The following is a 14,286-nucleotide window of genomic DNA, read 5'->3' as shown; positions in this document are numbered from 1 at the left end:
AAATCGTCGCGGCAAACGCCGTTAATCAATAGGTAAGGCAGTGGTGTATTTTATCTGTTCCATCGCGAAACTCGAAGTGACATCAGACAGCCCGGGTACGCTGTTCACCAACCGTTTATAAAAATCATCGTAGCGTTTCATATCCGCCACCTGCACTCGCAGCAGGTAATCATACTCTCCCGCCATACGCCAGAAGCCGAGGACTTCCGCCATCTGCGTGACTTCGCTGACGAAACGGCAGTACCAGTCGCTGCTGTGATGCTGGGTCTTAATCAGCACAAATGCCGTCAGACCGAGCCCAAGCTTTTCGGCATCCAGCAGCGCCACGCGCCCGAGCAGGATCCCCTCATCTTCCAGCCGCTTCAGCCGTTTCCAGCAGGGCGTGGTGGTCAGATTAACGGCATCAGCCAGCGCCTGCAAAGAGAGGGTGCAGTCAGTTTGCAGCAAAGAAAGCAGCTTACGGTCAATTTTATCTAACACAGGGCACCTCTGGAGAAAAATTTTCTCCCTTCATTGTAATTGAAAGGCTAAATAGCAACAATTTTTCCTCACGCTTCCGCTAAGCTGGGCACAAAATGACAAACAGGAAATGACGATGAATAGCGCCTGGGTAAAACATGCAATCAGTGAAATCAACGCCGATTATCAGCGTTCCGCCGACACGCACCTTATTCGCCTGGCGCTGCCCGGGTTCCCGGGTATTCAGATCTACCTGAAGGATGAGAGCACCCATCCTACCGGCAGCCTGAAACACCGCCTGGCGCGCTCGCTGTTCCTTTACGGCCTGTGTAACGGCTGGATTAAAGAAGGGACGACGATTATCGAAGCCTCTTCCGGCTCGACGGCGGTTTCTGAAGCCTACTTTGCGCGTCTGCTCGGTCTGCCGTTTATCGCCGTCATGCCTTCCTGTACGGCAAAACGTAAAATTGAGCAGATTGAGTTTTATGGCGGTCGCTGTCACTTCGTCGAGAGCGCGTGCGAAATCTATGCCGCCTCCGAGAGACTGGCTCGCGAACTGAACGGCCATTATATGGATCAGTTTACCTTCGCTGAACGAGCAACGGACTGGCGCGGCAATAACAATATTGCCGACAGCATCTTCCGGCAGATGACCCATGAACCGCATCCGCAGCCCTCATACATCGTGATGAGTGCAGGGACCGGCGGGACATCGGCCACGATTGGCCGCTATATCCGCTGTCAGGGCTATGATACTCAGCTGCTGGTCGTCGATCCGCAAAACTCGGTGTTCCTCGACTACTGGCAGAGCCGCGATGCCGGCCTGCGCAGCCCGGTAGGAAGCAAAATAGAAGGTATCGGTCGTCCGCGCGTCGAGCCATCATTTATTCCTGACGTCGTCGATGAGATGCTGCGGGTGCCGGACGCGGCCAGCGTCGCCACCGCCCTGTGGCTGGAAACGCTGCTTGGTCGCAAAGTCGGCGCCTCCACCGGCACCAATATGTGGGGCGTGCTTGAGCTTGCCGTGCGTATGCGCGCTGAGGGGCGTACCGGTTCTATCGTCACACTGCTGTGCGATAGCGGCGAACGCTATCTGGAAAGCTATTACAACCCGCAGTGGGTCGCGAGTCAGATCGGCGATATCACTCCGTGGCAGGCAAAAATCGCGGCGATGGTGAATACACAATAAAAAAAGCCAGACACCGTGGTGCCTGGCTTGCTGGAAGGGTCTGTTTATTCGGGGGAATAAGGAAGATCGGGATTATCCAGCCAATGAGTTAAAAAATGGGAGACCGCTTCATGGCGGCAGTCTCCAATAACCGGCAAATGCGGCAGTTCCGCTTTGAGCTGCGGCATAGCGTTACCCATAATGACCCCGCGCCCGACGCTACCGAGCATTTCGCGGTCGTTCATGGCGTCGCCAAACGCCATACAATCCTGCATCGACAGGCCCAGATGCTGGCTAAGTACCGCCAGCGCAGCGCCTTTATTACAACCATTCGGCAGCACTTCCAGGCAGTCGAACGCTGAAAAACAAATATGCGCGCGATCCCCGAGTGCTTCAGCCAGCTGAACGTTGAGCCGCTGGAGATCGTCGTGATCGCCGCAGAAGCAGACTTTGGTGACGTTATCCGTCGGCATCCGCCGGGGATCGGAAATCTGATAGCGAAAGCCGCTGAAAATATGCGCTTTCAGCAATTCGGGCATCTCCTGCCCGGTAAACCAGCCACCGTCATTAAAGACGTGCATGCTGGCCGCCGTGTCCCAGCGACGGTGGAGCACCGCTTCGGCGACGCCAGGATCGAGATCGCTGCGATGCAACTCTTCTCCATCCAGCGCATGAATCCGCGTACCGTTGCCGGTAATTAAGTAGGCATCCAGCGAGAACTCACCGATGACGTGGCGCATTTCCAGCGCATGGCGTCCCGTGGCAAAGGTCAGGGTGATGTCACGATCGCGCAGGCGCTTCAGCGCTGAGAGCGTTGACGTTCCCAGACGATGGTCCGGCAGCAGCAGCGTACCGTCCATATCAAAAGCAGCGAGTCTTGCCATGTGAGCTCCCAAAAGCACGGTGAGTTTTACTTGAGTTCCAGTATTGCCTGAGATATACGGAAGTAATAGTGAATAGATAAATTTTATTGTTCCGGGTTTATAAACCGCACTCGCGCAGGCCCCGAAGGGCCGCTCGGGTAACTGGGGTGAGCAAGCGCGAGCAGCACAGGGGCAGCCTTGTCAGGTGGGGTGAATATACACAAAATCATTCGGCCTGCATCAAGGCGGCAAGTGCGCGAATCCCCGGGCGCTTACTCCAGTAAGTAGCCGGGGTAAGCAAGCGCGAGCAGCACAGGGGCAGCCTTGTCAGGTGGGGTGAATATACACAACATCATTCAGCCTGCATCAAGGCGGCAAGTGCGCGAATTCCCGGGCGCTTACTCCAGTAAGTAGCCGGGGTGACCAAGCGCAAGCAGCACAGAGGCAGCCTTGTCAGGTGGGGTGAATATACACAACATCATTCAGCCTGCATCAAGGCGGCAAGTGCGCAAATCCCCGGGCGCTTACTCCAGTAAGTAGCCGGGGCGAGCAAGCGCAAGCAGCACAGAGGCAGCCTTGCCAGGTGGGGTGAATATACACAAAATCATTCAGCCTGCATCAAGGCGGCAAGTGCGCGAATCCCCGGGCGCTTACTCCAGTAAGTAGCCGGGGTAAGCAAGCGCGAGCAGCACAGAGGCAGCCTTGCCAGGTGGGGTGAATATACACAAAATCATTCAGCCTGCATCAAGGCGGCAAGTGCGCGAATCCCCGGGAGCTTACTCCAGTAAGTGACCGGGGTGAGCAAGCGTAGCCAACGCAGAGGCAGGTTGAAGGATGAAGTGTATATGAGATTACTGAACAGGCTGAACCAGTACCAGCGCCTGTGGCTCCCCTCCTCCGGCGCGCCACAGCAGGTGACCGTGAGCGAGCTGGCAGAACGCTGTTTTTGCAGCGAGCGCCATATTCGAACGCTGCTTCGTCAGGCTCAGGAGGCCGGCTGGTTGAGCTGGCAGGCGACTCCCGGGCGCGGAAAACGCGGCACGCTGGTTTTTCACACCGCGCCGGAAGCCTTACGTAATGAGATGATGGAGCTGGCGCTGAGTCAAGGCCAGCAGAAAAACGCACTTGAGCTGGCTCAGCTGGCGACGGAAGAGCTGAAGGCGCTGCTTTCGCCTTTTCTTGGCGGTCAGTGGCAAAACAATACGCCGACTTTGCGCATTCCCTACTATCGCCCGCTTGAGGCGCTGCAGCCGGGTTTTTTACCCGGCCGCGCCGAACAACATCTTGCCGGGCAAATTTTTTCCGGTCTGACGCGCTTCGGGGCGCAAAGCAGCGCTCCGGTCGGTGATTTAGCCCATCACTGGCAGGTATCGCCGGACGGCCTGCGCTGGCAGTTTTATATCCGCTCAACGCTGTTCTGGCATAATGGCGATCCGATAGAAACGCCACAGCTTCAGCGGCGGCTGCTGATGTTGCTGGAGCTGCCCGCCCTGCGCACCCTGTTTGCCAACATTAACCGGATCGATGTCACCCATGCGCAGTGTCTGACGATTACGCTGCATCGCCCGGATTACTGGCTACCGTTCCGCCTCGCCAGCGACGGCAGCGTACTGGCGCACCCCGATGAACCAACGGTCGGTAGCGGGCCGTTCCGTCTGAAACTGTTCAGCCCGGAGCTGGTGCGGCTGGAGAATCATCCGCGCTATCATCTGAACCATCCGCTGATCCAGGCGGTGGAGTACTGGATAGCCCCCCAGCTGTTTGAGCACAATCTGGGCACCAGCTGCCGCCACCCGGTGCAGATTACCATTGGCGATCCGGATAAGCTGGCAAATCTACGTCAGGTCAGCAATAGCATCAGCCTCGGGTTTTGCTACCTGGCGCTGCGGCAAAGCCCTCGCCTCAGCAAAGCTCAGGCGCAACGTCTGGTATCGCTTATTCACCGCTCTTCACTGCTGAAGACACTTCCGCTTGACGAAGATTTGATTACCCCCAGCAACGAGGTATTGCCCGGCTGGACCATTCCCCTGGGGCCAGAGAATCAGGATGTTCCTCTGCCTGAACAGCTTACGCTGCTGTATCACCTGCCGGTCGAACTGCACACGATGGCAGAACAGCTTCGCCTACGGCTTGCCGCTCTCGGCTGTGAACTGAAACTCATTTTTCACGACGCCAAAAACTGGCACGGTTGCCAGGAGCTGGCGCAGGCGGATTTGGTCATGGGCGATCGGCTGATCGGCGAAGCCCCGGAATACACGCTGGAACAGTGGCTGCGCTGCGATACGATGTGGCCTCATTTATTGACCGGAGCACAGTATGCTCATCTGCAGGCCACCCTCGATGCCGTCCAGGCGCAGCCTGAAGAACGCAGCCGCAACGAAGCGTTGCGCAATGTCTTCAATATCCTGATGGACGATGCCATCATGACGCCGCTATTTAATTACAATTATCGCATCAGCGCCCCGCCAGGCGTAAACGGCCTGCAGCTTAACGCCCGAGGCTGGTTTGATTTCGCCAGCGCCTGGCTACCGGCATCGTCGCCGTGATGAAGCTGGTCGCCGCGCCCGTCAGGCGCTACCATATCGCTTTCACTTTGATTGTCAGGAATTGCCATGAAACGCGCCGTAGTTGTCTTCAGCGGAGGACAAGATTCAACGACCTGCCTGGTGCAGGCTCTGCAACAGTACGATGAAGTGCACTGCGTCACTTTTGATTATGGCCAACGCCACCGCGCGGAAATTGACGTCGCTCGCTCTCTGGCGTTAAAGCTGGGCGCCGTTGCCCATAAGGTGCTCGACGTGACGTTGCTTAACGAGCTTGCCGTCAGCAGCCTGACCCGCGATAACATCCCGGTGCCGGACTATGAGCCGGAAGCCAGCGGTATCCCGAATACCTTCGTTCCCGGGCGTAATATCCTGTTTTTAACCCTGACGGCGATTTACGCCTACCAGGTTAAGGCGGAAGCGATCATTACCGGCGTGTGCGAAACCGATTTTTCCGGCTACCCGGACTGCCGTGACGAGTTCGTGAAAGCACTGCACCATGCCGTCAGCCTCGGAATGGCAAAAGATATTCGTTTCGAGACGCCGCTGATGTGGCTTAACAAAGCCGAGACATGGGCCTTAGCCGATTACTGGGGCCAGTTAGCACTGGTGCGCCATGAAACCCTGACCTGCTATAACGGCATTAAAGGCGACGGCTGCGGACAGTGTGCGGCCTGTAACCTGCGCGCCAACGGGCTAAGCCAGTACGAGGCCGATCGGCCGGGTATTATGGCAGTGATGAAACACAAAACCGGACTACAGTAACCGGTGGCTTCCCGGTAGCGGCTGAGGCCTTACCGGGCCTGCAAGATCTGCGCATAGCATCAAGCCCGTAGCCGGTCAGCGCAATTCCAGTAACCAGTCCGCAACGAACCGTAGGCCGGGTAAGGCCTCAGCCGCCACCCGGCATTTTCTCTATGACCGTTAGCTGAGACAGATGCGCGGCAGCGCATCCGGGACATACTCCTCCGACTGGCCCGTCAGCAAGGCTCCAGCTGAAGCAGTTTCTCGCGCAGTTCACCCTCCAGCGGCAGCGCCTTCTGCGTTTTCAGATCGATGCAGACAAAGGTGATTAGCGCATCGGCTACCACCTCGCCGTTAGGGTTAAGGGTTACCACCTGGCTTAACGTTCCGCTTTTTCCGTTCAGCTGTTCCAGTTTGCTGGTGACGGTAAGCACATCGCCTAGTACCGCCGGGCGTCGATAGTTGATATTGATATTTACCACCACAAAAGCGATGTTGCGTGCGGTCATCCAGTGAAAAGCCGGGCTGCTTTCCAGGCCGTCCCAACGCGCCTCTTCGAGAAACTCCAGATAACGCGCATTATTGACGTGCTGATAGACGTCGAGATGATAGCCGCGAACTTTGATTTGTGTCTGCATAGCGTACATGCCTTATCTTGCATTGTTGTATTGAGGTCAGAGGTCACACCACTTAAGTGACCTCTTCATTCTGGCAAATAATAACGACTGTGCAAACTTGTACTGAAAATTTACAGCTTCAGATGTGACAGGTTTCTCTCCACCAGCGAGTGACCCATCCCCGGGACCTGCTTAAGATCGTCAACGGTTTTAAATGGCCCGTACTCTTCGCGATAGCTTACGATAGCCTGCGCTTTCTTCAGACCGACGCCATTCAGAGCCTTTGACAGCTCTTCTGCGCTGGCGTTATTGATACTTACCCTGATGCCATCATTCTCAGTCGCATTTAACACATCAGGCGCTTTCGCCTGCGGCGTCTGTACGCTCTCTTTTGCCGTCGCCGACGTCTTCCCGCTGGAAGGGGCGGCAAGTACACCCTGATGTCCTGCCGCACAAACCAGTACGGCGGCGGCAATAAGCGTTTTCAATCCACGTTTCATGCTGTTATCTCCTTGTTTGTAGACAGCAAGGTCACAATAGCGAGAGTGGAAAAGGAGTACAAAAGACAAACCGCAGAAATGGAAAAGGCCGCGAAAGCGGCCTTTGAGGATTACATCAGGTTACTGATTTTTGCGAAGCGTCACGAAATTATTGCTGCTGGTCGATAGCATCGCCGAGTTTAATTTTCGCGGACTTACGCAGGTCGCTCATCAGCGCTTCGAAAGCAATCTGAGCATTGTTCTGCGTGATGCCTTGAACCATGGCTTTTTTCTGCGCTTCCGGCATGTCGCCGGCTTTCACTTCATCCAGCGCCAGCAGCACCACGTTGCCTTTGATATCGCTCCCCATACCGTAGACAGGTTTACCCTGCTGCGGCAGCGGCAGAGCAAACGCCGCCTGGCTCAAGGGATCCTGACCGGTACGTGCCAGCGTCTGCGCCGGGCCGAAGCTTAAACCCGCGGCTTTCATCGCCTCGTCACCTTTGCCATCTTTGAGCGCGGCCAGCAGCTTGTCTGCATCCAGCTTCGCCTGCTGTTCAGCTTTGGTATGTTTTACGATATCGATAACCTGTGCTTTCACGTCCGCCAGTGGCTTCACGGCTTCCGCTTTGTGCTCGCTGATACGCAGAACAAATGCGCGATCGCCATCGACGGTGATGATATCGGAGTTGCTGCCCGGCGTACCGTTCTCGCCCACCAGACCGCCGTTGAAGATAGCATCGGAGACCGGTTTAAAGTTCAGCTCTTCTGGCAGATTGTCACGCCCAAACCAGCCGGTTTCGCTGACTTTCACATCCGCAGCCTGTGCGGCGCTGGCCAGCGATTCGTTATCATTGCTGGCTGCATCGCTCACTTTCTGCTGCAGCGCGTAGTAAGCATCCAGCGCTTTTTCCTGCTTCACTTTCGCCGCGATATCATCGCGAACTTCGGCCAGCGGTTTAACCTTCGCCGGCTGAACATCATCAAGACGGACAACCAGGAAACCAACGGAAGATTTGATCACGCCAGAAAGCTGGCCTTTTTCTTTCAGACCGGCATTTTTCAGCTCTGGTACCGTTGCGGCATCGTCCATCCAGCCCATATCGCCACCGTTGCGGGCGGAGATAATGTCGGTAGATTTTTCTTTCGCCAGGGTGGAGAAATCGGTCCCTTTCTTCAGCTCATCCAGAACGGTCTGGGCATCGGCTTCGGTCTTGGTCTGAATCACGCTGTAGCGGTTACGCTGCGGCTGCGTGAACTGATCCTGATGCTGATCATACCAGGACTGGATTTCTTCGTCAGAAGCGTTCTCCTGCATGCCTGCTGCATCCATTTTGATGTAGCTCACGCGGAACTGCTCCGGCGCCATGAAACGGGCCTGGTTTTGCTGGTAGTAAGCGTTGACTTCCTCATCGGTCACCGCCTGCTTCGCCGCCAGTGCGTTGACATCGATGGTGGCTTCACGCACTACGCGTTGCTGGGATACCAGCGCAGCCAGCTGATCGGATTCACCGGACAGCATAAAGTCGGTACCGGCAATCGCATTAATCAGCTGCTGAGTCGTCAGCTGGTTGCGCAGCGCCTGCGCGTACTGATCGGTGGTCATGCCCATTTGATTCACGATACCGCTAAAACGTTCGTTATCAAATTTGCCGTCAGTCTGGAAAGCCTGAGTCTGGAAGATAGCCTGTTTGACTTGAGCATCGCTGACGCTCAGTCCAAGTTCGCGGGCGTACTGGTCAAGCAGCGACTCGTCAATCAGACGGTTCAGCACCTGCTGACGCATGGTTTTCATGTAGTTTTCGTTGGCCGCCAGTTCAGAGAACTGATCGCCAAGCTGCTGCTGCATACGGTTACGTTCGCTGGCAACGGCATTTTCAAACTGTGAGCGACCAATTTCCTGGTCGTTAACTTTCGCGGCATAATTGTTACTGCCGCCAATCAGGTAACCACTCACCCCGGTCAAAATGAACGAGATAATGATGATACCGAAAATAATCTTGAGCACGACGCTATTGGCGGCCGTGCGTAGGTTGTCCATCATGGTGTAACAACGCTCCGCTGTAGATGACTTTAGCTCGCGCAGCATAGCACGTGATGGCTGCCGCGCGTGAGGACCTATTTTGACAAGAAAATGGGGTGATTGTCAGCCCACAAGTGCGTACAAACACACATAAAGTCGGGTTCCGGGCAAATAAAAAAGGCACATCTCGCGATGCGCCCTTGTACTTCGTCACATTCCCTGATGGGAAGCCGATCAGTTTACCGCGTCTTTCAGCGCTTTACCGGCACGGAAACCCGGTACTTTGGCAGCAGCGATGGTAATTTCTTTACCTGTTTGCGGGTTGCGACCAGTACGGGCAGCGCGCTCTTTCACAGCAAAGGTACCAAACCCGACCAGCGCAACGTCATCCCCAGCCTGCAGAGATTCAGTAACAGAAGCAATTAAAGCATCTAACGCACGTCCGGCTGCAGCTTTAGAAATGTCCGCACCCGCAGCAATTTTGTCAATCAGTTGAGATTTATTCACTGTTCTCTTCCTCTCTTTATAATTTATATCGCACCAGAATCCTTCGTGGTGCGACCGCGCAGCAGTTATATCAGGACTGTCATGCCCTTACAACAGAGTTGTAGATGACCCCCTGCCAGCGATCTAAGTTAGCTACACAAAAAAAGGCTGGCAAGTACGAATTTACTTCCCAGCCCCACTTTTCTTAGCGCTATTTGCGCGAAATCACTATTTTGCCGTGACGACCTGCATGCCGAATGGTTCGTTCTGCAACGCAAGTGTCAGAACTTCTTCGATTCGTTTCACCGGATGGATATCTAAATCGGCAATAACGTTATCTGGAATTTCTTCAAGGTCACGTTTATTTTCATCAGGAATCAGAACAGTCTTAATGCCGCCGCGATGTGCCGCCAGCAGTTTTTCCTTCAGACCGCCGATTGGCAGCACCTGACCACGCAGGGTAATTTCCCCCGTCATCGCGACGTCAGCGCGTACCGGATTCCCCGTCAGACAGGAGACCAGCGCGGTACACATCGCGATACCGGCGCTCGGACCGTCTTTCGGCGTCGCCCCTTCCGGAACGTGAACGTGAATATCACGTTTTTCGTAGAAATCCGAATTAATCCCCAGCTTATCCGCACGCGAACGTACCACGGTCAGCGCAGCCTGAATAGACTCCTGCATCACTTCGCCCAGCGAACCGGTATAGGTCAGCTTGCCTTTGCCCGGCACACAGGCGGTTTCGATGGTCAGCAGATCGCCGCCCACTTCCGTCCATGCCAGACCGGTGACCTGGCCGACGCGGTTTTCGCTATCCGCACGACCGTAGTCATAGCGCTGCACGCCAAGGAAATCATGCAGGTTATCGCCATTAATCGTGATGTGCTTCAGTGATTTATCCAGCAGCAGCTGTTTAACCGCCTTACGGCACAGCTTGGAAATTTCACGCTCCAGCCCACGCACGCCCGCTTCACGGGTGTAATAGCGAATAATCCCGACGATCGCGCTGTCCTCTACGGTCAGCTCGCCTTTCTTCAGCGCATTACGCTCAATCTGCTTAGACAGCAGGTGACGTTTGGCGATGTTCAGTTTTTCGTCTTCGGTATAACCGGAAAGACGAATCACTTCCATACGATCCAGCAGCGGCGCCGGAATGTTCATGGAGTTAGAGGTCGCCACAAACATGACATCGCTCAGATCGTAGTCCACTTCCAGATAGTGGTCGTTAAACGCCACGTTCTGTTCAGGATCCAGCACTTCCAGCAGCGCTGAAGCCGGATCGCCGCGCATGTCGGAGGACATTTTGTCGATCTCATCAAGCAGGAACAGCGGGTTTTTGACGCCCACTTTCGCCATTTTCTGGATCAGTTTGCCCGGCATTGAGCCAATATAGGTACGGCGGTGACCGCGGATTTCCGCTTCATCACGCACGCCGCCCAGCGCCATACGCACGTACTTACGTCCGGTCGCTTTAGCGATGGACTGACCCAGCGAGGTTTTACCCACCCCCGGCGGTCCAACCAGGCACAGAATCGGCCCTTTCAGCTTGTTGACACGGCTCTGCACTGCGAGATACTCAAGGATACGATCCTTCACGCGCTCCAGGCCGTAATGGTCGGTATCGAGGATCTCCTGAGCCTGACGCAGATCTTTTTTGACCTTGCTGCGCGCGCTCCACGGCACCTGCACCATCCAGTCGATGTAGCCGCGTACGACGGTCGCTTCTGCCGACATCGGCGACATCATCTTCAGCTTTTGCAGTTCCGCTTCGGTTTTTTCTTTCGCCTCTTTCGGCATTTTTGCCGCGTCGATCTTGCGCTTCAGCGCTTCGTTCTCGTCCGGCGCGTCATCCATCTCGCCAAGCTCTTTCTGGATGGCTTTCATCTGCTCATTCAGATAGTACTCACGCTGAGACTTTTCCATCTGCTTTTTCACGCGGTTGCGAATACGCTTCTCAACCTGCAGCAGATCGATTTCCGATTCCATCATCGCCATCAGATATTCCAGACGTTCGTTAATGTCGGACATCTCGAGGACGGACTGCTTATCTGCCAGCTTCAGCGGCATGTGCGCAGCAATGGTATCAGCCAGACGCGCAGGATCGTCGATGCTGTTGAGCGACGTCAGCACTTCCGGTGGGATTTTCTTGTTCAGCTTGATGTAGCCTTCAAACTGACCGATCGCGGTGCGCACCAGCACTTCCTGCTCGCGTTCGTCGATCGCCGGCGATTCCAGGTACTCCGCTTTCGCTGAAAAATGCTCGCCGTTATCAGACAGTGCAGAAATACGCGCGCGCTGCAGGCCTTCAACCAGCACTTTGACGGTGCCATCAGGCAGCTTCAGCATCTGTAAAATTGACGCCACGGTCCCGACGGTGAAAAGATCATTTACACCCGGCTCATCCGTCGAAGCTTCTTTCTGCGCAACCAGCATGATTTTTTTATCATGGTCCATAGCCGCTTCAAGACAACGGATAGATTTTTCCCGCCCTACAAACAGGGGTATGACCATGTGCGGATAAACCACCACATCGCGCAACGGCAATACGGGGATTTCAATGCGTTCAGAACGCTCAGGATTCATAGAGCTCTCTCTTAGTTTAAAGTCCGCCAGGTAGCCAGCGGCACGACTCGTCATCGCGACGCCGTTAATATGTAATCCAGTATATGGGGATGTATTCCACACATTCAACGGCGGGAATGCAGGAAAAATAAAAGGGGAGATAAAATCCCCCCTTTTTGTTAACTGCTTGAGCAAGTTGGCTAATTATTCACCAGACGCCTGCTGCGCTTCCGGTTTGCCATAGATCAGCAACGGTTTGCTTTGGCCGTCGATAACAGAAGCATCGATGACCACCTTTTCCACGTCTTCCATTGATGGAAGATCGTACATGGTATCGAGCAGCGCGGCTTCAACAATGGAGCGCAGACCACGAGCGCCGGTTTTACGCGCCATCGCTTTTTTGGCGATCGCGTCCAGCGCTTCATCGCGGAACTCCAGTTCAGCGCCTTCCAGGTTGAACAATGCCTGATACTGTTTGGTCAGGGCATTTTTCGGCTCTTTCAGGATCTGAATCAGCGCTTCTTCGCTCAGCTCATTCAGCGTTGCGACAACCGGCAGACGACCGATGAACTCTGGAATCAGACCAAATTTGATCAGATCTTCCGGCTCAACCTGAGACAGCAGCTCGCCTTCGCTCGCTTTGTCAGATTTGGCTTTTACCGTCGCGCCGAAACCAATACCTGAACCGGTTTCAACACGATGGGAAATGACCTTATCCAGACCGGCAAACGCGCCGCCGCAGATAAACAGAATCTTGGAGGTATCAACCTGCAAGAACTCCTGCTGCGGATGTTTACGCCCGCCCTGCGGTGGTACCGCGGCAACGGTCCCTTCGATAAGCTTCAGCAGCGCCTGCTGCACGCCTTCACCTGAGACATCGCGGGTAATCGACGGGTTATCCGATTTACGGGAAATTTTGTCGATTTCATCGATGTACACGATACCGCGCTGCGCTTTTTGTACGTCGTAGTCGCATTTCTGCAACAGCTTCTGAATGATGTTTTCGACGTCTTCACCGACATAACCCGCTTCGGTCAGGGTGGTGGCGTCAGCCATGGTGAACGGCACATCCAGCAGACGCGCCAGCGTTTCCGCCAGCAGCGTTTTACCGGAACCTGTCGGCCCGATCAGCAGAATGTTACTTTTACCCAGCTCAACACCGTTGCTGGTATCACCATTGCGCAGGCGTTTGTAGTGGTTGTATACCGCAACGGCCAGCACTTTTTTCGCCGGCTCCTGACCGATAACGTAATCGTCCAGGTGGTGGCGGATTTCGTGCGGAGTCGGCAGCGCACTGCGTTCACGATGCGGCGCGACTTCTTTAATCTCTTCGCGAATGATGTCGTTACATAAATCAACGCATTCGTCGCAGATATACACGGATGGCCCGGCGATCAGCTTACGCACTTCATGCTGGCTTTTGCCGCAAAAAGAGCAATACAACAGTTTGCCCGAACCATCTTTGCGTTTATCTGTCATGAGTCCAAACCTCTTATTAAGTTCTTTGTGCCGCACACGACGACGCAAATGCCATTCTCAGGCGCAAGTCGCTGATAAGCGTTGTGCCGCCCTACTCCAGACAAGTATAGCGGCCCCCTTGCGCCAGGGGCATCAATTACGATGGGTCAAAATGGAATCGACCAGGCCGTATTCCACCGCTTCGGAGGCTGACAAGAAACGGTCACGCTCGGTGTCGTTCTCAATCTGCGCAAGGGATTGACCCGTATGGTGTGCCATCAGTTCATTCATCCGCCCTTTCACTTTCAGGATCTCGCGGGCGTGAATTTCGATATCCGTCGCCTGACCCTGATAGCCGCCCAGCGGCTGGTGGATCATCACACGGGAATTCGGCAGGCAGAAACGCTTGCCTTTTGCCCCTGCGGTCAGCAGGAACGCGCCCATCGAAGCCGCCTGGCCCATACAAATGGTGCTCACGTCAGGCTTGATGAACTGCATGGTGTCGTAAATCGACATCCCGGCGGTGATCACCCCGCCCGGAGAGTTAATGTACAGATAAATGTCTTTTTCCGGGTTCTCTGCTTCCAGAAAAAGCATCTGCGCCACGATCAGATTCGCCATGTGGTCTTCCACCTGGCCGGTCAGAAAGATGACGCGTTCCTTGAGCAGACGGGAGTAGATATCAAAAGAACGTTCACCGCGCGAGGTCTGTTCAATGACCATCGGCACCAGGGCCATATGGGGTGCAAAGTTATCTCGTTCGCCACTGTATGACATTTCCGTCTCCTGGATTAATTTTGAATAAACCTGCCGCACTGATTGTAACCTTATGGACGGATTATCAGCCAGAGTCTTCTGTCCGTCATCGTTCAAATTACCTGAAT

At 54.9% G+C, this 14,286-nt stretch carries 12 protein-coding genes; 3 read left to right on the top strand and 9 right to left on the bottom strand.

Going from position 1 to position 14,286, the window contains the following annotated elements:
• Positions 1–21: 21 nt before the first annotated feature.
• Positions 22–480 carry an Lrp/AsnC family transcriptional regulator gene (locus BV390_RS05165; RefSeq protein WP_004858739.1) on the bottom strand — a complete coding sequence of 153 codons (459 nt, stop codon included), beginning with the start codon at positions 478–480 and terminating at the stop codon, positions 22–24.
• Between the two features lie 115 nt (positions 481–595).
• Here BV390_RS05165 and BV390_RS05160 point away from each other — a divergent pair, with 115 nt between their 5' ends.
• A complete protein-coding gene (locus BV390_RS05160) occupies positions 596–1,648 on the top strand; it encodes a PLP-dependent cysteine synthase family protein (RefSeq protein ID WP_032689228.1) in 1,053 nt (350 codons plus the stop codon).
• A 44-nt stretch (positions 1,649–1,692) separates the two neighbouring features.
• On the opposite strand, the gene cof is transcribed toward BV390_RS05160, so the two are convergent.
• Positions 1,693–2,511 (bottom strand): HMP-PP phosphatase, encoded by an 819-nt coding sequence (cof, locus tag BV390_RS05155; RefSeq protein ID WP_032689229.1) that lies wholly within the window; start codon positions 2,509–2,511, stop codon positions 1,693–1,695.
• An 824-nt stretch (positions 2,512–3,335) separates the two neighbouring features.
• Here cof and BV390_RS05150 point away from each other — a divergent pair.
• Both BV390_RS05150 and queC read left to right on the top strand, forming a co-directional pair.
• The gene (locus tag BV390_RS05150) at positions 3,336–5,036 is read left to right on the top strand and encodes an SgrR family transcriptional regulator (RefSeq protein ID WP_085396662.1); all 1,701 of its coding nucleotides are present in this window, start codon (positions 3,336–3,338) and stop codon (positions 5,034–5,036) included.
• A 66-nt stretch (positions 5,037–5,102) separates the two neighbouring features.
• Complete coding sequence (gene queC / locus BV390_RS05145) at positions 5,103–5,798, top strand: 7-cyano-7-deazaguanine synthase QueC (protein ID WP_032689231.1); 696 nt, start codon at positions 5,103–5,105, stop codon at positions 5,796–5,798.
• A gap of 215 nt (positions 5,799–6,013) precedes the next feature.
• Here the strand turns inward: queC and BV390_RS05140 are convergent, their stop codons facing one another.
• The 7 genes from BV390_RS05140 to clpP all read right to left on the bottom strand — a co-directional run bounded on the left by BV390_RS05140 (position 6,014) and on the right by clpP (position 14,179).
• Positions 6,014–6,415 (bottom strand): YbgC/FadM family acyl-CoA thioesterase, encoded by a 402-nt coding sequence (locus BV390_RS05140; protein WP_032696536.1) that lies wholly within the window; start codon positions 6,413–6,415, stop codon positions 6,014–6,016.
• A gap of 110 nt (positions 6,416–6,525) precedes the next feature.
• Complete coding sequence (locus BV390_RS05135) at positions 6,526–6,894, bottom strand: helix-hairpin-helix domain-containing protein (RefSeq protein WP_032696537.1); 369 nt, start codon at positions 6,892–6,894, stop codon at positions 6,526–6,528.
• Positions 6,895–7,042: 148 nt separating this feature from the next.
• A complete protein-coding gene (ppiD, locus tag BV390_RS05130) occupies positions 7,043–8,917 on the bottom strand; it encodes a peptidylprolyl isomerase (RefSeq protein ID WP_085396661.1) in 1,875 nt (624 codons plus the stop codon).
• A gap of 213 nt (positions 8,918–9,130) precedes the next feature.
• Positions 9,131–9,403, bottom strand: a complete 273-nt coding sequence (gene hupB / locus BV390_RS05125) for a nucleoid-associated protein HU-beta (RefSeq protein WP_002444653.1) — start codon at positions 9,401–9,403, stop codon at positions 9,131–9,133.
• 207 nt (positions 9,404–9,610) lie between these two features.
• Complete coding sequence (lon, locus tag BV390_RS05120; RefSeq protein WP_004858717.1) at positions 9,611–11,965, bottom strand: endopeptidase La; 2,355 nt, start codon at positions 11,963–11,965, stop codon at positions 9,611–9,613.
• 183 nt (positions 11,966–12,148) lie between these two features.
• Positions 12,149–13,423: an ATP-dependent protease ATP-binding subunit ClpX gene (clpX, locus tag BV390_RS05115; protein WP_004858716.1), complete on the bottom strand. Its 1,275-nt coding sequence runs from the start codon at positions 13,421–13,423 to the stop codon at positions 12,149–12,151.
• 132 nt (positions 13,424–13,555) lie between these two features.
• Positions 13,556–14,179, bottom strand: coding sequence for an ATP-dependent Clp endopeptidase proteolytic subunit ClpP (clpP, locus tag BV390_RS05110; protein ID WP_004858713.1), 624 nt, complete (start codon positions 14,177–14,179; stop codon positions 13,556–13,558).
• Positions 14,180–14,286: the final 107 nt, after the last annotated feature.

The sequence above is a fragment of the Klebsiella sp. YJ genome (genome assembly GCF_002108615.1).
GTDB classification, from domain to species: domain Bacteria; phylum Pseudomonadota; class Gammaproteobacteria; order Enterobacterales; family Enterobacteriaceae; genus Klebsiella; species Klebsiella planticola.
The sequence above is the reverse complement of the archived record's forward strand: the minus strand, read 5'-3'. Positions and strand labels throughout refer to the sequence as shown.

Bases quoted from the DNA above. Each gene is read 5' to 3' on its own strand.
- queC (WP_032689231.1), top strand. From the start codon at position 5,103: ATGAAACGCGCCGTAGTTGTCTTCAGCGGAGGACAAGATTCAACGACC.
- ppiD (WP_085396661.1), bottom strand. From the start codon at position 8,917: ATGATGGACAACCTACGCACGGCCGCCAATAGCGTCGTGCTCAAGATT.
- BV390_RS05150 (WP_085396662.1), top strand. From the start codon at position 3,336: ATGAGATTACTGAACAGGCTGAACCAGTACCAGCGCCTGTGGCTCCCC.
- clpP (WP_004858713.1), bottom strand. From the start codon at position 14,179: ATGTCATACAGTGGCGAACGAGATAACTTTGCACCCCATATGGCCCTG.
- cof (WP_032689229.1), bottom strand. From the start codon at position 2,511: ATGGCAAGACTCGCTGCTTTTGATATGGACGGTACGCTGCTGCTGCCG.
- lon (WP_004858717.1), bottom strand. From the start codon at position 11,965: ATGAATCCTGAGCGTTCTGAACGCATTGAAATCCCCGTATTGCCGTTG.
- BV390_RS05160 (WP_032689228.1), top strand. From the start codon at position 596: ATGAATAGCGCCTGGGTAAAACATGCAATCAGTGAAATCAACGCCGAT.
- clpX (WP_004858716.1), bottom strand. From the start codon at position 13,423: ATGACAGATAAACGCAAAGATGGTTCGGGCAAACTGTTGTATTGCTCT.
- BV390_RS05140 (WP_032696536.1), bottom strand. From the start codon at position 6,415: ATGCAGACACAAATCAAAGTTCGCGGCTATCATCTCGACGTCTATCAG.
- BV390_RS05135 (WP_032696537.1), bottom strand. From the start codon at position 6,894: ATGAAACGTGGATTGAAAACGCTTATTGCCGCCGCCGTACTGGTTTGT.